Raw genomic sequence first — 22,167 nt, 5'->3', positions numbered from 1 at the left:
CCCAGCCATGGCCACCAAGATCCTGATCGTGACCGGCGACGCGGCGGAATCGCTGGAAGTCATGTACCCGTACCAACGGCTCCTCGAGGAGGGGTACGAGGTGCACATCGCGGCCCCCAGCCGCAAGAAGCTCAGGTTCGTCGTGCACGACTTCGAGGAGGGCTTCGACACCTACACCGAGAAGCCCGGCTACACCTGGCCGGCCGACCTGTCCTTCGCGGACGTCGACCCCGGCGAGTACGCGGCGGTGGTCGTCCCGGGCGGACGCGCCCCGGAGTACCTGCGCAACGACCCCGAGCTGCGCAAGGTCCTCAAGGCGTTCTTCGACGCCGACAAGCCCGTCGCGCAGATCTGCCACGGCCCCCTGCTGACGGCCGCGGTCGGCGCCCTCAGCGGGCGCCGCGTCACGGCCTACCCGGCGCTGGAGATGGACATGGAGGCGGCCGGCGCGAGCTTCCAGGACTCCGAGGCCGTCGTCGACGGCGTCGTGGTCTCCGCGCGCGCCTGGCCGGACCACCCCTCCTGGATGCGCGAGTTCCTCACGGTGCTCCGCTCCAAGGCGCCGGTGACCTGACCTGCGGGCCGCCCGGGTCCTCGCCGCATGGGCCGGGGCTCTGGGCCGGCGGCCGGGGGCCGGGGCTCTGGGCCGGGGGCCGGGCGGCGCGCTCAGGCGACCAGGGCCTCGGCGGCCTCCACCGCCTGCTCCAGCGTGTCGACCACCGGCACCCCGGCGGTCTCCAGGCTCGCCCGGCTGTGCGAGCCGCCGGTGTACAGCACCGCCATCGCCCCGACGTGCCTGGCGGCCACGGCGTCGTCGACGGCGTCGCCGATCACCACGATGCGGTCCGGCGCTATGCCCCGCATCGCGGCGACGTGCCGTGCCATCTGCTCGGACTTGCCGGTGTGGCTTCCCTCGGTACGGCCGTCCACCCGGACGAAGTGGTGCTCGATGCCGTGCGTGCGCAGGATCGGTATCAGCTGATCGTGGGGCGCGAGGGAGCACAGCGACTGCGTGAGCCCCTCGTAGCGGCGCCTGGCCAGGATCTCGGCCGCCCCCTCGGCGAGACCGCAGGTGCCGGCGAGGGTCCAGTAGTGGCGATGGAAGATGTCGTCCATCACCTCCCACTCCTCGTCGGTGGGCAGCCGGCCCATGAGCCGTTCGTAGAACAGGGGGACCGGCACGCAGTACAGCTCGCGGTAACGCTCCAGCGTGATCCGCGGCAGCCCGATCTCGGCGAAGGAGGCGTTGGTGGCCTCGATCACCGCGTCGATGTCATGGAGCAGCGTGCCGTTCCAGTCCCACACGAGATGCGCGTTCACATCCGAAACCGTACCCAGACCCGGTGTCCCCAAGGCAAGTGCCCAGGTCAAATCCACTCGCGGCGTGTTCGTACGGTCACGTCACGCGATGAGCGAGGGGATCTCCTGGGTGGCGTACCAGAGCAGCTCGTGGTCCTCGGCCCCGTCGACGGTGAAGCGGGCGTCGTCGTCGCCCGCGTCGGCCGCGCCGAGGGCGTCGGCGGCCGCCGTGACGTCGCCCTCGGCCTCGTCGGAGTCGGCGTGCACCGCGGCCGCCCGGGCCATCGGAACGGGCGCGGCCAGGCGCACGGTGCCCAGCGCCGAGGGGTCCAGAGCGCGGTCGGGGTCGAAGGAGACGGCGCCGTCGGCGACGTCGACGGCGACCACGACACGCCGCCGGGGCGCGTCCGGGGTGACCGCCAGCAGGCGCAGGGAGGCCTGGGCGGCGCGGGTGAGCGCGGCGTACTCCAGTTCCTCGATGTCGTCGGAGACGTACCACTCGCGCAGGCTCGGGGTCACCGCGAAGGCGTCGAGCGGCGCGGGGCCCAGTTCGCCCGCCTTGTGCGCCTCGGCCAGGCCTGGGAGGGTCGTGGGGATGTAGACGCGCATGGCGTCAGCATAAGGGCGCGGCACCCCTGATAGGTGAATCCCCCACCGCTTCCCGGACAACGCGGGCCCGTCTTCCCGGCTCCGGGCCCGTCCCCGTAGAACCCGGTTACCAGCCGGTAGACCACGGGGGTCCCCACCATGCCTGTCATCACGCCCATGCCCGCAGCCGCGCCCACGTCCGCACCCGTGTCCGGGCCCGCAGCCGCACCCACGCCCACGCGGCACGTCACCGCCCTGCCACCGCACGTCTGGTTCGCCGGGCGGCTGCTGGAGGTCCTCACCGGGCGGCGGCCCATCACCAGCCTCGCCGGACGGATGCAGCCCGAGGCCTACGACCGGCTCTGGGACCTCGTGGGCGCCCGCGCCGACTGGCGCTACGTCTCCCGCGGCCACCTGCCGCGGCTGCTCAAGCCGCCGCGCGTCTCCCCCACCCACGACGGAACGGCCGTCGAGGTCAGCGCCGTCGTCCTGCTGACCCCGCACGTCGTGCGTGCCCTGGCCTTCCGGCTGGAGCGCGTGGGCCGCGAGGGCCCGGAACGCGGGGCCCCGGGACGCGCCGGGTCCGGCACCGGCTGGCGCTGCGCCGCCGTCGAGGCGCACTGACCCGCGCCCGCCGGGACACAAGCCCGGGGCCGGACCCCCGTCAGGAGTCCGGCCCCGGAACGCGTGAACGCGTGAACGCGTGAACGCGTGAACGCTACTTCTTGCGGCGCCGGCCGCCCTTGGCGGCGCGGCGGCGCTCCGCCCGCGTCAGGCCGTCCGACTCCGAGCCCGCGTCGCTCTCGAAGTCGCCCTCGATGACACCGCCCTCGCCGTCCACCGTGGGAGCGGAGAAGTGCAGCCGGTCGGCCCGCTTCGGGGCCTCCAGGCCCTTGGCGCGGATCTCCGGACGCGCATCCTGCTTGACCAGCGTCGGAGCGGCGTCCTGCGGGGCCCCGGCCTCCACCGGCACCTCCTCGACCTGCTGCTCGACCTGGACCTCCAGGTTGAACAGGTAGCCGACGGACTCCTCCTTGATGCCGTCCATCATGGCCTTGAACATGTCGTAGCCCTCGCGCTGGTACTCCACCAGCGGGTCACGCTGCGCCATGGCCCGCAGGCCGATGCCCTCCTGCAGGTAGTCCATCTCGTACAGGTGCTCGCGCCACTTGCGGTCCAGCACCGACAGCACCACGCGCCGCTCCAGCTCGCGCATGATCTCCGAGCCGAGCTGCTGCTCACGGGCGTCGTACTGCTCGTGGATGTCGTCCTTGGCCATCTCCGCGATGAAGTCCGCGGTGATGCCCGCCCGGTCCCCGGCGGCGTCCTCCAGGTCCTCCACCGTCACCGTGAGCGGGTAGAGCTGCTTGAAGGCGCCCCACAGCCGGTCCAGGTCCCAGTCCTCGGCGAAGCCCTCGGCCGTCTCGATCGCGATGTAGTCGTCGATCGTGTCGTCCATGAAGTGGCGCACCTGCTCGTGCAGGTCCTCGCCCTCCAGGACGCGGCGGCGCTCGCCGTAGATGACCTCGCGCTGCCGGTTGAGCACCTCGTCGTACTTCAGGACGTTCTTGCGGATCTCGAAGTTCTGCTGCTCGACCTGCGACTGGGCGGAGGCGATGGCGCGGGTCACCATCTTGTTCTCGATCGGCACATCGTCGGGCACGTTGGCCATGGCCATCACGCGCTCCACCATCTGCGCCTTGAACAGGCGCATCAGGTCGTCACCGAGGGAGAGGTAGAAGCGGGACTCGCCCGGGTCGCCCTGACGGCCGCTGCGGCCGCGCAGCTGGTTGTCGATGCGCCGCGACTCGTGCCGCTCGGTGCCCAGCACATACAGCCCGCCGAGGTCCTTGACCTCCTCGAACTCGGCCTTGACCGCCGCCTCGGCGCGCTCCAGCGCCTGCGGCAGAGCCGCCGCCCACTCCTCGACGTGCTCCACCGGGTCCAGGCCGCGCTGCCGCAGCTCCGCCTCGGCCAGGTCGTCGGGGTTGCCGCCGAGCTTGATGTCCGTACCACGGCCGGCCATGTTGGTGGCCACCGTGACGGCGCCCTTGCGGCCGGCCTGCGCGACGATCGACGCCTCGCGCTCGTGCTGCTTGGCGTTGAGCACCTCGTGCGGGACGCCGCGCTTGTTCAGCTGCTGCGACAGGTACTCGGACTTCTCGACCGAGGTGGTGCCGACCAGGACCGGCTGGCCCTTCTCGTGCTTCTCGACGATGTCGTCGACGACCGCGGCGAACTTCGCCTCCTCGGTGCGGTAGATCAGGTCCGCCCGGTCCTTGCGCTGCACGGACCGGTTGGTCGGGATCGGGACCACGCCGAGCTTGTAGATCTGGTGGAACTCCGCGGCCTCGGTCATCGCCGTACCGGTCATGCCCGAGAGCTTGGAGTACAGGCGGAAGAAGTTCTGGAGGGTGATCGTGGCGAGCGTCTGGTTCTCGTCCTTGATGTCCACCCCCTCCTTCGCCTCGATCGCCTGGTGCATGCCCTCGTTGTAGCGGCGGCCGGCGAGGATACGGCCGGTGTGCTCGTCGACGATCATGACTTCGCCGTCCATGACGACGTAGTCCTTATCCTTCTTGTAGAGCTCCTTGGCCTTGATGGCGTTGTTCAGGTAGCCCACCAGCGGGGTGTTCACCGACTCGTAGAGGTTGTCGATGCCCAGCCAGTCCTCGACCTTGGACACGCCGGCCTCGTGGATGGCGACGGTGCGCTTCTTCTCGTCGAAGTCGTAGTCGCCGGTCTCCGGCTTGCCCATGCTGCCGGCCTCGCCCGGCTTCAGGCGGGTCACCAGACGGGCGAAGTCCGAGTACCACTTCGTGGCCTGGTCCGCCGGGCCGGAGATGATCAGCGGGGTACGGGCCTCGTCGATGAGGATCGAGTCCACCTCGTCCACAACCGCGAAGTTGTGACCGCGCTGCACCAGTTCTTCCTTCGACCACGCCATGTTGTCGCGCAGGTAGTCGAAGCCGAACTCGTTGTTGGTGCCGTAGGTGATGTCGCAGGCGTACTGCTCGCGGCGCTGCGCCGGAGTCATGTTCGCCAGGATGCAGCCGACCTCCAGGCCCAGGAAGCGGTGCACCCGGCCCATCCACTCCGAGTCCCGCTCGGCGAGGTAGTCGTTGGTGGTGATCAGGTGCACGCCCTTGCCGGACAGCGCGTTCAGATACGTCGGCAGCGTGCCGACCAGGGTCTTGCCCTCGCCGGTGCGCATCTCGGCGACATAACCGAGGTGCAGCGCCGCACCACCCATGATCTGGACGTCGTAGTGCCGCTGACCCAGGACGCGCTTGGCTGCCTCGCGGACGGTGGCGAACGCCTCGGGGAGCAGGTCGTCCAGGCTCTCGCCGTCGGCGTAGCGCTCCTTGTACTCGTCCGTGAGGGCCCTCAGCTCGGCGTCCGTCAGATTGACGAAGTCCTCTTCAATGGAATTGACCTGGTCCGCGATGCGGTGCAGCTTGCGCAGGATCTTGCCTTCGCCTGCACGCAGGATCTTGTTGAGGACGGACACGTAGGCTGGCTCCTTGCCGGTCGGGCCTGGCACGGTTTCGCGCGCTGGCACAGCAGGTCACACCCCGCTGCAACGGCCATCGTAAGCGAGGAGACCAGCGGGCCGGGAGGTCCGTCGCCAAGCCGGGCGGTTCTCCTTGCCGATCGCCGCACCGATCCGGTCATTTCCGGTCGAGAGCGCCCCCCGCGCTCGGGGATACTTCGGACGCATGGAGCCGATAACCCTCACCACCGAACGCCTCGTCCTGCGCCCCTTCGGACCGGACGACGCCGAGGCCGTCCGCGTCGCCTGCCAGGACCCCGACATCCCGCGCTGGACGCCGGTGCCGTCCCCGTACACCCACGAGCACGCGCACGAATTCGTCACCCGCACCTGCCCCGACGGCTGGCGCGACGACACCGTCTACAACTTCGCCGTCACCACGCGCGACGAGGGACGACTGGTGGGGGCCATGGGACTGGTGCGACTGGCCCAGCTGCGGACCGCGGAACGACAGGCCGAACTCGGCTACTGGACCGCCAAGGAGCAGCGCGGCCGCGGCCTCACCACCGAGGCCGCCCGGGCCGTCGCCCACTGGGCCTTCGAGGACCTCGGCGTCGAGCGCCTGGAGTGGTACGCCGAGGCCGGCAACGCCGGCTCCCGGGCGGTCGCCCTCAAGGCGGGCTTCCGCATGGAGGGCACGATGCGGGGCAAGATCGTCCACCAGGGCACCCGGCGCGACGCGTGGATCGGCTCCCTGCTCCCCTCCGACCTCGGCCTGGCCGGGGGCGCCGCCTACCTTCCGTACCGGGGCGAGTGACCGCACCTGCGGCACCTGCCGCACCTGCCGCACCGGAGCGAGTGACCGTGCCAGGCCGGCCGGGGCGAGTGACCGCAACCGGCGGGCCGGCGGCGGCACCGCGGCGGGCATTGTCAGAGGCGCCTTCTAGGGTGGGCCCATGACGACGCCCGTGCCCCTCTCCGCCGACGACGCCCGCCGGATCGCCCTGCGCGCGCAGGGCTTCCTCGGCGCCCCCGACCGCCGCGGCGGAGTGCGCGGCGTCCTGCGACGGCTGGGCGCGGTGCAGCTCGACACCATCTCGGTGCTGGCGCGCTCCCACGAGCTCATCCCGTACGCGCGGCTCGGCGCCGTCGGCCGCACCGCGGTCGAGTCCGCGTACTGGAGCGACCACCACGCCTTCGAGTACTGGTCGCACGCCGCCTGCATCCTGCCCATCGAGGAATGGCCGCACTTCGCCTTCCGCCGCCGCGCCCGGCGGGCCCGCGGCCACCGCTGGCACGTGCTGCAGGACGCCGACCGCTCCATCGCCGCCGTCCTGGACCGGCTCAAGACCGACGGCCCGCTGACCTCGACCGAACTGGGCGGCGCCAAGAACGGCGGCCCCTGGTGGGACTGGTCCGAGACGAAGATCGCGGTGGAGTGGCTGCTCGACACCGGCGACGTCGTCTGCACCCGGCGGCGCGGCTGGAAGCGCGTCTACGACCTCGCCGAGCGGGCCGTCCCCGACGCCCTCTTCCACGACGACATCGACGACGCCGAGTGCCTGCGCCGCCTGGTCGTCCAGGCCGGAGCGGCCATGGGCGTCGCCACCCGGGCCGACCTCGCCGACTACCACCGGCTCAAGGGCGAACAGGTCGACTCGGTCATCGCCGACACCGGCCTCGTCCGCGTCGAGGTCGAGGGCTGGGGCAACAAGCCCGCCTGGGCCGACCCCACCGCCCTGGCCGACGCCTCCCGCGGCGGCCGGCACCGCACGACCCTGCTCTCCCCCTTCGACTCCCTGATCTGGGACCGCCCCCGCACCGAGCGCATCTTCGGCTTCACCCACCGCCTGGAGGCGTACACCCCCAAGCCGCAGCGCATACACGGCTACTTCGCGATGCCGCTGCTGGCCGGCGGCCGGCTGGTCGGCCGCGCCGACCCGGCCCGCGAGGGAAGCACCCTGATCGCCCGTCAGGTCTCCCTGGACTCCGCCCGCGCGGTCGAACCCATGGCGCAGGCGCTGCGCGAGGCGGCCGAGTGGGTCGGCTGCGACAGCGTCCGCGTCGAGCGGCTCGACGACCCCAAGCTCGCCGCGGCCCTGACCGCCGCCCTCGCCTGAACCGGGCGGCGCCTCGGTCCCGTCCGCGCCTCGTGCCGGGCGCGGACCCGCGCCGGGCCGACGGACCTGCGGATCTGCGGATCTGCGGATCTGCGGATCTGCGGATCTGCGGGCCAACGGATCTGTGGGTCAACGGATCTCGAGGATCTTCTCCCGCATCGCGTACACCACGGCCTCCATACGCGAGTGCAGCTGCAGCTTCTCCAGGATGTTCCGCACATGGTTCTTCACCGTGTTCTCGCTGATGAAGAGTTCCTTGGCGATGTCCCGGTTGTTCATGCCGGTGGCGACCAGCTTCAGCACCTCCAGCTCACGGTCCGTCAGCCGGGGAGCGGGTACGAGCCGGCGCTCGTCCGTCCGCTGGATCATCGACTTGAACTCGGTGAGCAGCTTCGACGCCATCGAAGGGCTGATCTGCGACTGCCCGTCCGCCACCGCGCGGATCGCCGTGGCCACCTCGTCCGTGGAGATCTCCTTGAGGAGATAGCCGGTCGCCCCGGCCTTGATCGCCTCGTAGAGATCGGCCTCCTCGTCGCTCATCGTCAGCATGATGATCTTCGCGCTGGGGGCCACCTCCTTGATGGAGGTGCACGCCTCGATACCGCCCCGCCTCGGCATCCGCACATCCATCAGCACGATGTCCGGCAGCAGGTCCGCGGCCTTCTCCGTCGCTTCCGCGCCGTCCCCGGCCTCGCCGACGACCTGGATGTCCTCCTCCTGCGCGAGCACGATCTCCAGACCCCGGCGGAACAGGGCGTGGTCGTCCACCACGAGCACCCTGATCGGCTCCTTGCGCGGCCCGCCGGCGACGCCCGGGTCCCCCGCGGCGCCCCTGTCGGACTCCGCCCCACCGGCCGGCGCGGGCTCGAAGCTGTCCGCCATCGGTTCCTCCCCCTCGGGCCGGCGCCCGTGGTAGTCGCACTTTCCGTGCCAGGCCAACCGGGCTACGCGGCCCGCACCTTGGCTGCCCGGCCATGATTCCATGCCCGAGCACGGCGGCGCTCCCAGGCGATGGTCGTTTTCCCGCCCGGGAGCGCCGCACCTGACCCCTAGTTCACCGGCGGAGCGCTCCGCCCGCGCCGGCCGGCGCATCCTCGACGGAGGGGTCCTCCTTGAGGTGGATGACGCCGTAGTCGTAGCCGTGCCGTCGGTAGACGACACTCGGTTGTTCCGTGTCGGAGTCGATGAACAGGTAGAAGTCGTGCCCGATCAGCTCCATCTCGTAGAGGGCCTGGTCGAGCGTCATCGGTGCTGCCGCGTGCGTCTTCTCCCGTACCACCAGGGGTCCTTCACCCTGGACCTCGAGGCTCCCGCCGATCTTGGTGGTGGGCACGCCTTCGGGTGTCTCCCCGGCGGTCGGGGTGCCGTTGAACTCGGTCGTGGGCAGTCCGGCCGTCGCCTCCGCCACGCTCATGGGGGTACGGCTGCCGCCGCGGTGCACCCGGCGCTTGTCGGCCGCCTTGCGCAGCCGCGCCTCGAGCTTGTTCACCGCGACGTCGAGCGCCGCGTAGGGGTCGGTCGCGGCGGCCTCGGCCCTGATCACCGGGCCACGGGTGCGCAGCGTGATCTCCACCCGGTCGGAACGGTCTGCCTGCCGGGGGTTCGGTTCCTTGGACACCTCGACCTCGAGGCTCATCACCTTGCCGTCGAGCTTCTGGATCTTCTCCAGCTTCTCGTTCACGTGCTTCCGGAACCGCTCGGGCACCTCGGTCTTGCGGCCCTTGACGACGATGTCCACGCAGAACTCCGTTCCCGGATCGCCGCGGTCTCACGGGGCGATCCCTTGCGCTGAGGCCGGCGGGCACCAGGGGTCCCGCCCGGCGTCGACGTTCGTTGCCGCTCCGCGCGCTCGGAGGCTTCCGGGCGGCGAAGCCGCGACTCTCACCTCCTCCTCCCCCGCAGGACAGATCTTCACCCACTGAACTATGGGTGAACCCCATCCCGCGGTCCGGGGAACGGCGGCCCACAGCGAGCGCCGCTGCCCCTCACCACCGAACATAGACCCGTCGACCCGGGGTCGGCACCCCCAGAAGCGCTATACCTCCCTTCGGGTGAAATGCCCCTTGCGTCGCCTGCGAGATCAGGCCTGACCATAGGATTCCGCTTCGCGTTCGGCCGCCCGTTCGACTTGCCGAAGGGGTGTTTCCCGGTCTCTTCGGTGCACGCCCCCCGTCCGGCCCGCCGAGTGGCGCAGCGGCACCGGGCCGCCGACCACCGCCGCGGCGAGGACCCGGCCCCCGGCCTCCTCGACCGCGCGGGCCGCGGCGGCCAGCGAGGCGCCGGTGGTCATCAGGTCGTCCACCAGTACCGCCGGTGTGCTGCCGAGGAGGCGGCCGGCGCCGCGGACGGCGACCAGGGCTCCGGAGAGGTTCGCGGGCCGGTCGCGGGCGCCGAGGCCGGACTGGTCGGCCACCGCGCGCCGCTGTCGCAGCACCGCCGCCGTCCGGACGGACAGCCCGTCGCGTCGCAGATCCGCGGCGGCGGCGAGGGCGAGGCGGCGGGTCGCGTCGTGGCCCCGGGCCGCGACGGCGCGGCGGGAGGACGGCACGGGGACGAGGAGGAGCGGGGGGAGGGTGGGGGCGCTTTCCCGGGGCGATGTGTCGGGGGCCCCTCCCCCACCCCCTCCCCGCACCGCGGCGTAGACCGCACCCGCCAGGGCCTCGCCCAGCGGACGGGCCAGGCCCAGCGCGCCGCGCTCCTTGTGCGCGAGCAGCACCGCGCGCGGCTGATCGGCGTAGACGGTGGCCGCCCACACGGCGGGAAGCCCGTCGGGCGGCGCATCCGGCCACACCTGTCGTGCGCCGGGGTCGTGCAGCGCGGCGCCGCACTCCTCGCACAGCCCGGTCCGCGGCGCCCCGCACCCCGCGCACTCGGCCGGCAGAACCAGCCCGGAGATCTCCCGCCACCACTCCCGGATCCCGCGGACGCCCCGCAGGCCTCGCCGTCCCCGATGCCGCCGATGCCCCTGATGCCCCCGTGGTTCCCGCATGGCTCAACGATGCCGGGATCGGGCGATGGCCGCCACACCCGTCCCCAGCCTGTGGATAACTTCCGGGCAAGCGAGGCTCACACGGGGGCTGCCGGACAGCCGCGCCGCCCGGCAGCCGGAGAGAACGCAGGTCAGCCAGGGTAGACGGGAGAACCGCCCTTGGGCGCGACTTCCTTCCAGTTGGAGTCGGGCGGCAGGCGGAAGACGCCGCCGCCGTCGAGCTCCGCGAGCAGCGGCTTGTCCTGGCGCTCGGAGGCGGCGACCGACACCACGCCGCTGATGCCCGGCAGGCTCGGGGTGGACGTGCCCGAGCCGTCCGCGTCCACGTACTGGATCTGCGACACCCCGCCCGCTTCGCGTCCCACGACCACCAACCGGCTGAATCCGGCCCAGGAGGCCGCCTTGACGTCCTCAAGCTGCGGGGCGACGCTGCGCAGATCCGCGACCGTGATCTTCGGCTTGTCGGCGGTCCCGGTCCGTTCGATCCGCCCGAGCCGCAGGGTGGTGTGGTCGTCCTCGTGAACCAGCATGGCGATGCGCACGCCGTCGGCTGCGACCCGCAGGGACTCGATGCGCCCGTCGCCGAGCCCGGGCACGGCGACCTCGTGGGGGGTACCCGCGCCGTCGCGCAGCATCAGCAGCCGCGGCTTGTTCGGATCACGGTCGGCGATCCAGAGGTCGCCGTAGCCGTCCCAACTGGGGACGGTCAGCCGGTTCTTCGGGTCGGTGGCCTGACTGTGCAGGACCACGGCGCCGAGTTCCGTGTCGGCGTTCAGCCCGGCCACGTAGAGGTTGGCGCCGTCCTCGCTGAGGGCGGCGGCGTACTCCTCGTCGCGCCGCACGGCGGCGGATCCCACCCTGAACGGGCCGGTGCCGAGGGGACCCGCCACGGCGACGGGCTGGGTGTCGTCGCCGCTGAGGCCGACGAGGTGGCGGTCGGCATCGATGAAGTACTGCTCCCTGCCGTCCCCGACGAGCTTGTCCGGCGCGTACTCGCGGGCGTCCTCACGCCGCAGCGAGCACAGGGCACGGCCGGTGGGGCCCTGGAGCTCGACGGACGGCACGGGGGTGGAGGACATCCCCTGGATGGTCTGGATCAGCTGGGCGGCCATCCGCTCGCAGAGCGCGCTGCCGCCGCCCGGGGTCCGCTTGAGCCTCACCGTCACGCGCTGGGAGTCGTCGAGTTCGACCTTGCCGGCCCGGATGCCCGCGGGGAACGCCGAGACCACGACGGGCCGCAGCCAGTCGGTGGGCCCGGCGAGCAGGGCGTTGACGGTGGTGCTCAGCGGGTTGATGCGCTTGCGCAGGTAGATCGGGTCGGCGACGAGTGCGTTCCGGCTGCCGGAGCCTTCCTGGGAACCGGGGCCTGGGGAGGTGAAGTAGAACGTGTCGACGGAGCGGTAGAAGCGCCGGAAGTCGGCCTCGCTGAGCACCAGTCCGTCAGCGACGCCGGCGATGCGCCATTCACCGTCCTCTTTGGTCAGGCGTATGCCGCTGTTGAGGGTGCCGTCCTCGGCGCGGTAGGCGTGCCGGCCGTCGACCGTGGCGACCTTCTCGCCCGTGAGGGTGATCTGCGTGCTGTCGTCGTCCTTGCCGTCGGCGACCGCGCCCGGTTCCTGCACCTGGGTGGGGCCGCCGGCGAGGATGGTGATCCCGGATTCGGGTTTCCAGCGTTTGGCCTGGTCGTGGGTCATGTAGAGCTTGGCGGTGGCGTAGGTGGCCTCGTCGCTGGTGGTGGCCTCCAGGAAGCCGCTGACGATCTCCCGGGGGCTCTCGCCGTCCTGCGGCTTGACGCCGAAGACGCGGACCTGGGGGTCGGAGTCCGCGTGCTGTTCCCCACCGACCTTGTGCACCTCGCCGCTGCTGGGCATGGAGGCACAGCCTGTGAGCAGCACGAGGCCGCCCAGGAGTACGCCCGCAACGGCCGGCCGCGGAAGGCCGCCCCCCTTCGCGCGCATCAGTCCTCGTCCTCCCGCGCCTCGTCTGCTGTTGTGGGGTGGGTGGTGACCGTGCCGCTGCCGGCGCGGTGCCCGACGACCCGCGCGCCGTTGCCGGGCAGGGCCGCGGGGTCGGCGGCCGGGGGCCGTGGCGCGGTGAGCGGCATGGCGGGGATGGCGGGCGCTGCGAAGCGCGGCGCCGGGAGGCCGTGGTGGGAGGAGGCGGGGGGTGCGGCCGCGTCGAGGGCGGTGGCCCCGGCGGGCATGCCGCGGTGGGAGAGGCCGGAGGCGAGGTCGCGGTTGCGGCGGGAGTCCTCGGGTTCGAGGGCGATCGGTGATCCGCGCAGGCTGTCGGCGCCGGTGCGGGGCAGGGTCAGCCGGAACTGGGAGCCGCCGCCGGGTTCGCCCCAGGCCTGGAGCCAGCCGCCGTGCAGGCGGGCGTCCTCGATGGCGATGGACAGGCCGAGGCCGGTGCCGCCGGTGGTGCGGGCGCGGGCGGGGTCGGCGCGCCAGAAGCGGTTGAAGACGCGGGTGGCCTCGCCGGGCTTGAGGCCGACGCCGTAGTCGCGTACGGCGACGGCGACGGCGCCGCCGGCGGATGCCATGCGGACGTGGACGTCATGGCCCTCACCGTGTTCGACGGCGTTGACGACGAGGTTGCGCAGGACGCGTTCGACGCGGCGCGCGTCGGCCTCGACGGTGACGGGCTGCTCGTCGCCGTGGACGACGATGCGGCTGCCCTTGCGCTCGGCGAGCGGTTCGGCGCCGTCGACGACGCGGCGTACGACGTCGCGCAGGTCGATGGGCTCTGCCTCCAGGGCGGCGGCGCCCGCGTCGAAGCGGCTGATCTCCAGGAGGTCGGAGAGCATCGACTCGAAGCGGTCGAGCTGGTTCTGGAGCAGTTCGGCGGAGCGGGCGGTGGCGGGGTCGAAGTCCTCGCGGGCCTCGTGGATGACGTCGGCGGCCATACGCACGGTCGTCAGCGGGGTACGGAGCTCGTGGGAGACGTCCGAGACGAAGCGGCGCTGCATCCGGGAGAGGTCCTCGAGCTGCTGGATCTTGACGTGGAGGGTCTGGGCCATCTTGTTGAAGGACTCGCCGAGGCGGGCGATGTCGTCCTCGCCGGTGACCTTCATGCGTTCCTGGAGGCGGCCGGCGGCGAGCCGCTCGGAGATCTGGGCGGCCATGCGGACGGGGGTGACGACCTGGCGGACGACGAGCCAGGCGATGGCGCCGAGCAGGACGACGACGAAGATCCCGGCGGTGGCCAGGGTGCCCTTGACCAGGCCGAGGGTCTTCTCCTCCTGGTCGAAGGGGAAGAGGTAGTACAGCTGGTAGGGCTTGCCGTTGGGGTCGCTCAGGCGCTGGCCGACGATGAGGGCGGGTTCGCCCTCGGGGACGCTGTCGCTCTTCATCGACGTGTAGCGCTCGAAGACGTCGGACCTCTCGTCGACGGCCTGGCGCAGGTCCTCGGGGACGCTTTCCTCGGGCCAGACGCCGCCGGAGCCGCGGGGTCCGTGGGTACCGGGGCTGTCGGCCTTGGCGCTGAGGGTCTGCTCCTGGGCGCTGGAGCTGAGGGCGACGACGGAGTAGACGCCCTGGCCGCTGCTGGCGAGTCCTTCGACGAGGCTGTTGAGCCAGGTCGCGGTGTCGTTCTGGCTGCGCCCGTCGGCGCCGCTGCCGGCGTTCTCGGTGCCGTCGCGGGCGTTCTCCTTGGCGACCGTGAAGCCGCCGACGGCCTGGCTCTGTGCGGTCTGCCGCTTGGCGTCGAGCAGCCCGTTCTTGACCTGGCCGATGACGACGACGCCGAGGAGGAGGACGACGCCGAGGGACATCAGCAGGGTGGTGGCGACCACGCGCAGCTGGATGTTGCGCCGCCAGAGCCGGACGGCGGGCTGGAGGGGCCGCCGGGCCCAGCGCACGCACGAGCGGAGCACCGGCAGCAGACCCGTGAGGGGGTCCGCGTGCCGGCTCTCCAGCCGCTCACGCTCGTACGCGGTGGCCATGTCAGCCCGGTCCGGCCTTGTAGCCGACGCCGCGGACGGTCACCACGATCTCGGGGCGCTCGGGGTCCCGCTCAACCTTGGAGCGCAGCCGCTGGACGTGCACGTTGACCAGGCGGGTGTCGGCGGCGTGCCGGTAGCCCCAGACCTGCTCCAGGAGCACCTCGCGGGTGAAGACCTGCCAGGGCTTGCGGGCGAGTGCGACCAGCAGGTCGAACTCGAGGGGGGTCAGCGCGATCGGCTGGCCGTCCCGCTTGACCGAGTGGCCGGCCACGTCGATGACCAGGTCACCGATCGTGAGCTGCTCGGGGGTGGGTTCTTCGGCCCTGCGCAGCCGGGCCCGCACACGGGCCACGAGCTCCTTGGGCTTGAACGGCTTGATGACGTAGTCGTCGGCGCCCGACTCCAGGCCCACCACGACGTCGACCGTGTCGCTCTTCGCGGTGAGCATGACGATGGGCACCCCGGACTCGGCCCGGATCTGGCGGCATACGTCGATGCCGTCCCGTCCGGGGAGCATGAGGTCGAGGAGGACCAGATCGGGCTTGGTCTCCCGGAATGCGGCGAGGGCCTTGTCTCCGTCGGCCACGAACGACGGCTCAAAACCTTCTCCGCGCAGCACGATGCCAAGCATCTCTGCCAGTGCGGTGTCGTCGTCGACGACCAGGACGCGTCCCTTCATAGCGACCATCATCCCATTACCTGATCGTGACCTGGAGCACGAGAAGAACACAAAGCTGCCAGGGCATCGGCGGTGACCGGCGAAACCACGCCGTTTTCGGTGACTATTGCCGTTATCAGACCCGCGGGTGTGATGTCGAACGCAGGGTTGTACGCCTGGGTGCCGAGCGGTGCCACAGGGTTTCCGGCCGATTCGGTGACTTCGTGCCCGGGGCGCTGCTCGATCTCGATGGAGGAGCCGTCGGCGGTGCCCCGGTCGACGGTGGTGGTGGGGGCGACGACGATGAAGGGCACGTTGTGGTACCGGGCGAGCACGGCGAGTGGGTAGCTGCCGACCTTGTTGGCGACGGAGCCGTCGGCGGCGATGCGGTCGGCGCCGATGAGGACGGCGTGGACGTGACCGGCCGCGAAGAGTGAGCCCGCGGCGCTGTCGGTGAGCAGGGTGTACGCCATGCCGGAGCGGGCCGCCTCGTAGGCGGTGAGGCGGGCGCCCTGGAGCAGGGGGCGGGTCTCGTCGACCCACAGGCGGCGCAGCCGGCCTTGGCGGTGGGCGGCGAGGGCTACGGCGAACGCGGTGCCTTCGCCACCGGAGACAAGGGCGCCGGTGTTGCAGTGGGTGAGGATCTGGTAGCCGCCGCCGGGGAGGAGCTCGGTGAGCAGTTGCAGGCCGTGTCGGGCCATGGCGGCGCTGGCCTCGCTGTCCTCGGCGTGGAGGCTGCGGGCCTCGGCCAGGGCCGCGGCGGCGGCGCGCTCGGGGTCGCCTCCGGCGCTGCCGGTGAGGGCGGCCCGGTAGGCGGCGGCGGCCCGCTGGACGCCGTAGGCCAGGTTGACGGCGGTGGGCCGTGCGTGGGCGAGGGACTCGGCGGCCTCGTCCACGTCGTAGCCGCGGACGGCGGCCAGGGCGACGCCGTAGGCCCCGGCTATGCCGAGCAGAGGGGCGCCGCGTACGGCGAGGCTGCGGATGGCCTCGACCAGGGCGGGGACGTCGGTGCAGACGAGCTCCACTTCCTCCGCGGGGAGCCGGGTCTGGTCGAGGAGGACGAGGACGGGACCCTCCGGCGGTTCCTCCCAGCGCAGCGCCGGCAGGGGCTCGTCAGGGTTGCCCTTGGAATCATTGGCCAGAGATACCACGTACTGATCACCCATCTGCTCAGTCTGCCGTGTACGGCAGCACGTTTTGAACGGTTGCGGCACTCCGCATCCGCAGGTACAAGCCCGCTTCACCCATGGCACGATGGCCACCGTCCCGCCGTTGGACGAGTAGGTAGCGCAGTAACGAAGGAGCGACGATGAACGACTCTCCGGGCTGGGCCTCGCCCGGATCCTCACCCTCCGGTGAACCGGGCCGTGCCGACGGCCCCGGTGCTCCGCAGGACGCCGCGCCTCCGAACTGGTCCCAGCAGCAGCCGCCCGCCGGCCAGTGGCAGGCCACCGGCGGCTGGGGCGCCCCGCCCCCGCCCAGCGGCCCCGTCTGGGGCCGGCAGGCGCCCGCAGGATGGCAGCAGCCGCACTGGGGTGCCTCGCCGTCGCCCAAGCCCGGCGTCATCCCGCTGCGGCCGCTGGGCATCGGCGAGATCCTGGACGGTGCGGTCTCCACGATGCGCACGTACTGGCGCACCGTGCTGCCCATCGCCTTCGCGGTCTCGCTCCTGACCCAGGGCGCCATGGTGCTGCTCCAAGGGTTCATGCTCGACGACAACGCGACCTTCAACTCCCTCGACGGCCGATCCGAGCCCTCGTTGAGCGAGATCACGAACGCCCTCGGCGGCACACTGGCCGCCGCGGGACTCACCGTCGCGATCACGCTCCTGGGCTCCGTGATCGCCACCGCGATGCTCACCATGGTCATCAGCCGGGCCGTCCTCGGCCGCGAGGCGACCCTGGGTGAGGCCTGGTCCGACGCCCGCCCCAGGCTGCCGGCACTGCTCGGCCTGACCGTCCTGCTCAGCCTGATCGGCTTCGGGATCCTCGCAGTCGGCGTCACCCCGGGCATCGCCATCGCGGTCAGCGGCTCCGTCCCCGCGGGCCTCGTCCTGGCGTTCATCGGCGGCCTGGCCGCCCTGGGCGTGATCGTCTGGCTGCTGATCCGCCTCAGTCTCTCCTCTCCCGCTCTCATGCTGGAGAGGCAGGGCGTCCTGAAGTCGATGGCCCGGTCGGTGAAACTGGTCCGGGGCTCGTGGTGGCGCATGCTGGGCATCCAGTTGCTCACCATGATCCTCGTCTACATCGTCTCGTCGATCATCCAGATTCCCTTCGCGGTGGTGGGGATCGTCGCCGGAAGCGACGGGCTGTCGGCCTTCGCCTCGGGCGACCAGGCGGGGCTCGGCTGGACGTATCTGATCGTCACCGGGATCGGTGCCGTCATCGGATCCACCATCACCTTCCCCATCAACGCCGGGGTTACCGCCCTGCTCTACATGGATCAGCGGATCCGCCGCGAGGCCCTCGACATCGAACTCGCCCGTGCCGCGGGTGTCGCCGGCCACGCCGACGCCACCGGCGGGAGTGCCGCGCCCGGCAACAGCCCAGCCACCGGGGGCTGATGCCGGTGTCGGGGGAGGACACACCGGTCACCATTCCCCGTGGTCCCGCCCGCGAGGCGGCCGAGGACGAGTTGTCCAAGGGGATCTACCACCGGAACGACCCGAGCCTGTTGGAGCGTGCGCTGAACTGGCTCTGGGAGAAGATCACCCACCTGCTCGACACCGCCTCCGGGGCCGCCCCCGGAGGCACCGTCGGGCTGGTGACGATCATCGTCGTGATCGTGCTGCTCGCCGTCGCCCTGCGGCTGCGGCTCGGCAAGGTGCGCGCGCAACCCACCACAGGTCCGGGGATGTTCGCCGACCTCCCCCGGACCGCGGCCGAACACCGAGCCGCCGCCGAGGAGCACGCACGCCGGGATCAGTGGGCACCGGCTATCCAGGAGCGGATGCGCGCGATCGTGCGCTCCCTGGAGGAACGGGCTCTGCTCGACCCCCGCCCCGGCCGCACGGCGGACGAAGCCGCCGCGGAGGCGGGCCGCCCCCTCCCCGAGCACGCCGCCCGTCTCCTGGACGCCGCTCGCGTCTTCGACGACGTCACCTACGGCGACCGCCCCGGCACCCCGGAGGCCTACAAGACCCTGCGGGACGTCGACAGCGAAGTGCAGCGCGCCAAGCCCCAGTTGACCGAGACCGCCGCGGACACCACTGGAGGTGCCCGCCCGTGACCGACACCCTGTCCCCGGCGCAGGCGCCCGCCCCGGCCACGACGTCGACGTCCCCGACGGCAGGCCAGCTCTGGAACCGCTCGCGATCCCTTCTCGCGGCACTCGTCTTCCTGCTCCTCTTCGGTGTCGTCTACGCCATCGCGCGCTCCGGCGAGAACCATGCCGCACTCGACCCCCGTTCCCCCGACCCGTCCGGCAGCCGGGCCGTCGCTCAACTCCTCCATGACCAAGGGGTGACCACCACAATCGTCACCACCACCGACGAGGCCGTGGCCGCCGCCAAACCCGACACCACCCTCCTCGTCACCCTCCCCGACCTGTTGACGGAGCGTCAGCAGAGCGCCGTTCGCGCCGCGATGGAGCGCTCCGGCGGCCGTGTCGTCCTCCTCTCCCCCACCGATGCCTCCGTCGAAAAGCTCGCCCCCGCCGTCCGCTACACGGGACCCGTCCCCGTACACGTCCTCGCCCCCGACTGCGGGCTGCCCACCGCCCGCGACGCCGGCGACGCCGAGCTGGGCGGCGGCGCCTACTCGACCTCCGCACGCGACGCCGACCGCTGCTATCCCGACACGTCGGGCGACTTCACCCTGCTGCGCCTGCCGAGGGCCGACGGCGGCGACACCGTCGTCCTCGGCACCCACACGCTGCTGCAGAACGAGAACCTCGCCGAACAGGGCAACGCCTCGCTCGCGATGCAGATCCTCGGCGCACACCCGAAGCTCGTTTGGTACCTCCCCTCACTCACCGACGCCTCCGCCTTCGGCGGCGGCCGGCAGAACTTCCTCGACCTCGTCCCCGACGGCTGGAGCTGGGCCGTACTTCAGCTCTTCATCGCCGCGGTCCTCGCGGCCCTCTGGCGAGCCCGCCGCCTCGGCCCGATCGTCACCGAGCGGCTGCCCGCCACCGTCCGCGCCGCGGAGGCCACCGAGGGACGTGCCCGCCTCTACCGCCGCGGCAACGCCCGCGGGCGGGCCGCGGAGGCCCTGCGCACCGCCGCACGCGACCGGCTGGCACCGCTGGTCGGCGTCCCCCCGTCGCAGAGCCATGACCCCGACGTACTGCCCGCCGCGGTGGCGGCTCGGCTCGACGATCCCGCCACCGACCCGCGCACCCTGCTCCACGGTCCCCCTCCCCCCAACGACGCGGCCCTGCTGCGTCTGGCCGACGACCTCGACGCACTGGAACGCCGCGTCCTTCTCAACGAGAGGAAAGCAACCCCGTGAGCGCCGCACCGACCGCCGACAGCGCCCGCGCCTCCTTGGAGGCCCTGCGCACCGAAATCGCCAAGGCCGTCGTCGGCCAGGACCCGGCCGTCACCGGTCTGGTCGTCGCCCTGCTCTGCAGGGGTCACGTCCTCCTCGAAGGAGTGCCCGGAGTCGCCAAGACCCTCCTGGTGCGTGCACTGGCCGCCTCGCTCCAGCTGGAAACCAAGCGGGTGCAGTTCACGCCCGACCTGATGCCCGGCGACATCACCGGCTCCCTCGTCTATGACGCCCGCACCGCCGAGTTCTCCTTTCAGGCGGGCCCCGTCTTCACCAACCTGCTGCTCGCCGACGAGATCAACCGCACCCCGCCCAAGACGCAGGCCTCACTCCTCGAGGCCATGGAAGAGCGTCAGGTGTCCGTCGACGGCATCCCGCGGCCGCTGCCCGAGCCGTTCCTGGTCGCGGCGACGCAGAACCCCGTCGAGTACGAGGGCACCTACCCCCTTCCCGAGGCCCAGCTGGACCGCTTCCTCCTCAAGCTGGTCCTGCCGCTGCCCTCCCGCGAGACCGAGATCGACGTGCTCACCCGCCACGCCGATGGCTTCAACCCCCGGGACCTGGACTCCGCCGGACTGCGACCCGTCGCCGGACCCGCCGATCTCGACGCCGCCCGAGCCGCCGTCGCCAAGACATCGGTCTCGGCCGACATCACGGCCTACATCGTCGATATCTGCCGAGCCACCCGCGAATCCCCCTCTCTGACTCTCGGTGTCTCCCCCCGAGGAGCCACCGCCCTCCTCGCCACAGCCCGCGCCTGGGCCTGGCTCACCGGCCGCGACTACGTCATCCCCGACGACGTCAAAGCCCTCGCCCTCCCCACGCTCCGCCACCGCATCCAACTGCGGCCCGAAGCCGAGATGGAAGGCACCACTCCCGATTCGGTCATCTCCTCGATCCTCGCCCGCGTCCCCGTACCCCGCTGAGGACGACGACCGACCATGGCACTCACCGGACGTACCGCCCTACTGGCCGCCGTCGGCGCCCTCGCCGTGGGTCTGCTGCTCCCCGGCTGGAGCGGCATCCTGATCGTCGAAGGCATCCTCCTCCTCGGAATTCTGTGCGACCTCGCGCTCGCCGCGCCAGTACGAAAGCTCCATTTCACCCGATCCGGTGAGACATCGGTTCGACTCGGGGAAACGGCGGAAGTCGTGCTCACGGTCAACAACCCCAGCCGGCGCCCCCTGCGCGCACATGTCCGCGACGCCTGGCCGCCGAGCAGCTGGTACCCGGGTACCGAAGCAGCCGCGTCCCGTCACCGGCTGACCATTCCGGCGGCCGAGCGTCGCCGCCTGTCGACCACCCTGCACCCCACCCGCCGCGGCGACCGGCACGCCGAACGCGTCACCGTCCGCTCCTACGGACCTCTTGGTCTGGCCGCACGACAGGGCTCACATCGCGTCCCCTGGACGGTGCGGGTCCTGCCGCCCTTCCACAGCCGCAAGCACCTGCCGTCCCGTCTGGCCCGCCTCCGCGAGCTCGACGGACGCACCTCCGTGCTCATTCGCGGGCAGGGAACCGAGTTCGACTCCCTCCGCGAGTACATCCCCGGCGACGACACCCGGTCCATCGACTGGCGCGCGACCGCGCGACGGGCCACCGTCGCCGTCCGCACCTGGCGCCCGGAACGGGACCGCCACATCCTCGTCGTCCTCGACACAGGCCGCACGTCGGCCGGTCGTGTGGGTGATGCCCCACGCCTCGACGCGGCCATGGACGCCGCCCTGCTGCTCGCCGTACTCGCGGGCCGCGCCGGCGACCGAGTGGACCTCCTCGCCTACGACCGCCGGGTACGCGCCTCCGTCCAGAGCCGAGCCGGCCGGGACATACTCCCCGCACTGGTGAACGCCATGGCACCGTTGGAGGCCGAGCTCGTCGAGTCCGACGCACGCGGTCTCGTCGCCACCGTCCTCCAACGCGCCACCCAGCGCTCGCTGGTCGTCCTCCTCACCGGCCTGGACGCCGCACCGATGGAAGAGGGTCTGCTGCCGGTCCTCCCGCTGCTCACCCACCGCCACGAGGTCCTCATCGCCTCGGTGGCGGACCCCCGCATCGAAGAGATGGCGAAGGGTCGCACCACCGTCGACGCCGTGTACGCGGCCGCAGCCGCAGAACAGGCTCGGGCCGAGCGCCGTCGCGTCGCCCAACGCCTTTCCCGGCACAACATCACCGTCGTCGACGCCCCGCCCGCAGAGATCGCCCCCGCGCTGGCGGATGCATACCTCGCCCTCAAGGCGGCCGGCCGCCTGTAGAAGGCAGATTCAGGGGGCTTTCCCAAGCGCCCCTCCTTCCCTGGGTTCTCACGTCCGTTCCCGGACGTCGAGAGTGCCCCTCGGCCGGCCCTCCTGCCGCGGTGCGTGTGGCGACCGTGAACATTCCGAACCGGGACCACCTCACACTCGCCGCACGCACCGCGGCCGTCACGTTCAGCGTGCCACCACACTCAGGGCTGGAATCGAGGCCACGACGCCGGCGCGAGATCGGGGATCAACGCAAAAAAGCCTCAACCCCCGAGCCGAAGCTCGGGGGTTGAGGCTAATAATTGTTCGGCGGCGTCCTACTCTCCCACAGGGTCCCCCCTGCAGTA

General features: G+C 71.8%; 19 protein-coding genes. 9 read left to right on the top strand and 10 right to left on the bottom strand.

Going from position 1 to position 22,167, the window contains the following annotated elements; translation table 11 throughout:
- The first annotated feature begins 7 nt into the window (after positions 1-7).
- Entirely contained in the window at positions 8-574 is a 567-nt protein-coding gene (locus AB0F62_RS16375; protein WP_361798322.1) for a DJ-1/PfpI family protein, read from the top strand.
- Between the two features lie 92 nt (positions 575-666).
- Here the strand turns inward: AB0F62_RS16375 and AB0F62_RS16370 are convergent, their stop codons facing one another.
- Together AB0F62_RS16370 and AB0F62_RS16365 are read right to left on the bottom strand one after the other, a co-directional pair.
- A complete protein-coding gene (locus AB0F62_RS16370) occupies positions 667-1,320 on the bottom strand; it encodes an HAD family hydrolase (RefSeq protein ID WP_361798319.1) in 654 nt (217 codons plus the stop codon).
- An 81-nt stretch (positions 1,321-1,401) separates the two neighbouring features.
- Positions 1,402-1,908, bottom strand: coding sequence for a hypothetical protein (locus AB0F62_RS16365; protein WP_361798316.1), 507 nt, complete (start codon positions 1,906-1,908; stop codon positions 1,402-1,404).
- Positions 1,909-2,064: 156 nt separating this feature from the next.
- Between AB0F62_RS16365 and AB0F62_RS16360 the strand changes: the two genes are divergently transcribed.
- On the top strand, positions 2,065-2,511 hold the full coding sequence (locus AB0F62_RS16360) for an Rv3235 family protein (RefSeq protein WP_361798313.1): 447 nt from the start codon (positions 2,065-2,067) through the stop codon (positions 2,509-2,511).
- A 94-nt stretch (positions 2,512-2,605) separates the two neighbouring features.
- On the opposite strand, the gene secA is transcribed toward AB0F62_RS16360, so the two are convergent.
- Positions 2,606-5,398 (bottom strand): preprotein translocase subunit SecA, encoded by a 2,793-nt coding sequence (gene secA / locus AB0F62_RS16355; protein ID WP_361798310.1) that lies wholly within the window; start codon positions 5,396-5,398, stop codon positions 2,606-2,608.
- A 208-nt stretch (positions 5,399-5,606) separates the two neighbouring features.
- Between secA and AB0F62_RS16350 the strand changes: the two genes are divergently transcribed.
- Together AB0F62_RS16350 and AB0F62_RS16345 are read left to right on the top strand one after the other, a co-directional pair.
- Positions 5,607-6,197, top strand: coding sequence for a GNAT family N-acetyltransferase (locus tag AB0F62_RS16350; protein ID WP_361798307.1), 591 nt, complete (start codon positions 5,607-5,609; stop codon positions 6,195-6,197).
- Between the two features lie 139 nt (positions 6,198-6,336).
- The gene (locus AB0F62_RS16345) at positions 6,337-7,500 is read left to right on the top strand and encodes a crosslink repair DNA glycosylase YcaQ family protein (RefSeq protein WP_361798304.1); all 1,164 of its coding nucleotides are present in this window, start codon (positions 6,337-6,339) and stop codon (positions 7,498-7,500) included.
- A gap of 129 nt (positions 7,501-7,629) precedes the next feature.
- Here AB0F62_RS16345 and AB0F62_RS16340 read toward each other — a convergent pair whose 3' ends face one another.
- The 7 genes from AB0F62_RS16340 to mtnA all read right to left on the bottom strand — a co-directional run bounded on the left by AB0F62_RS16340 (position 7,630) and on the right by mtnA (position 16,256).
- Positions 7,630-8,382, bottom strand: coding sequence for a response regulator transcription factor (locus AB0F62_RS16340; protein ID WP_361798301.1), 753 nt, complete (start codon positions 8,380-8,382; stop codon positions 7,630-7,632).
- Between the two features lie 172 nt (positions 8,383-8,554).
- The gene (gene raiA / locus AB0F62_RS16335; RefSeq protein WP_361798298.1) at positions 8,555-9,238 is read right to left on the bottom strand and encodes a ribosome-associated translation inhibitor RaiA; all 684 of its coding nucleotides are present in this window, start codon (positions 9,236-9,238) and stop codon (positions 8,555-8,557) included.
- 342 nt (positions 9,239-9,580) lie between these two features.
- Positions 9,581-10,417, bottom strand: a complete 837-nt coding sequence (locus AB0F62_RS16330; RefSeq protein WP_361798539.1) for a ComF family protein — start codon at positions 10,415-10,417, stop codon at positions 9,581-9,583.
- 203 nt (positions 10,418-10,620) lie between these two features.
- Positions 10,621-12,447 carry an LpqB family beta-propeller domain-containing protein gene (locus AB0F62_RS16325; protein ID WP_361798295.1) on the bottom strand — a complete coding sequence of 609 codons (1,827 nt, stop codon included), beginning with the start codon at positions 12,445-12,447 and terminating at the stop codon, positions 10,621-10,623.
- Complete coding sequence (gene mtrB, locus AB0F62_RS16320) at positions 12,447-14,432, bottom strand: MtrAB system histidine kinase MtrB (RefSeq protein WP_361798292.1); 1,986 nt, start codon at positions 14,430-14,432, stop codon at positions 12,447-12,449. The genes AB0F62_RS16325 and mtrB overlap by 1 nt, the downstream gene beginning before the upstream one ends.
- Before the next feature lies 1 nt (position 14,433).
- Positions 14,434-15,123: a two-component system response regulator MtrA gene (mtrA, locus tag AB0F62_RS16315; protein WP_078620260.1), complete on the bottom strand. Its 690-nt coding sequence runs from the start codon at positions 15,121-15,123 to the stop codon at positions 14,434-14,436.
- On the bottom strand, positions 15,120-16,256 hold the full coding sequence (mtnA, locus tag AB0F62_RS16310; RefSeq protein ID WP_361798288.1) for an S-methyl-5-thioribose-1-phosphate isomerase: 1,137 nt from the start codon (positions 16,254-16,256) through the stop codon (positions 15,120-15,122). Before mtnA ends, mtrA begins: the two co-directional genes overlap by 4 nt.
- 143 nt (positions 16,257-16,399) lie before the next feature.
- On the opposite strand from mtnA, the gene AB0F62_RS16305 reads away from it, so the two are divergent.
- Genes AB0F62_RS16305 through AB0F62_RS16285 form a run of 5 tightly spaced genes read left to right on the top strand, consistent with a single transcriptional unit; the run spans position 16,400 to position 21,832 of the window.
- Positions 16,400-17,653 carry a hypothetical protein gene (locus AB0F62_RS16305; protein WP_361798285.1) on the top strand — a complete coding sequence of 418 codons (1,254 nt, stop codon included), beginning with the start codon at positions 16,400-16,402 and terminating at the stop codon, positions 17,651-17,653.
- Positions 17,653-18,318, top strand: coding sequence for a DUF4129 domain-containing protein (locus tag AB0F62_RS16300; protein WP_361798282.1), 666 nt, complete (start codon positions 17,653-17,655; stop codon positions 18,316-18,318). Before AB0F62_RS16305 ends, AB0F62_RS16300 begins: the two co-directional genes overlap by 1 nt.
- Entirely contained in the window at positions 18,315-19,541 is a 1,227-nt protein-coding gene (locus AB0F62_RS16295) for a DUF4350 domain-containing protein (protein ID WP_361798279.1), read from the top strand. Before AB0F62_RS16300 ends, AB0F62_RS16295 begins: the two co-directional genes overlap by 4 nt.
- Positions 19,538-20,506 carry a MoxR family ATPase gene (locus AB0F62_RS16290; RefSeq protein ID WP_361798276.1) on the top strand — a complete coding sequence of 323 codons (969 nt, stop codon included), beginning with the start codon at positions 19,538-19,540 and terminating at the stop codon, positions 20,504-20,506. Before AB0F62_RS16295 ends, AB0F62_RS16290 begins: the two co-directional genes overlap by 4 nt.
- Before the next feature lie 15 nt (positions 20,507-20,521).
- Positions 20,522-21,832, top strand: a complete 1,311-nt coding sequence (locus tag AB0F62_RS16285; protein ID WP_361798273.1) for a DUF58 domain-containing protein — start codon at positions 20,522-20,524, stop codon at positions 21,830-21,832.
- The last annotated feature ends 335 nt before the right edge of the window (positions 21,833-22,167 follow it).

It is taken from the genome of Streptomyces sp. NPDC026673, from assembly GCF_040638135.1.
Lineage (GTDB): Bacteria > Actinomycetota > Actinomycetes > Streptomycetales > Streptomycetaceae > Actinacidiphila.
Note: the sequence above shows the minus strand (reverse complement) of the source record. Positions and strands in the feature narration are given on the sequence as shown.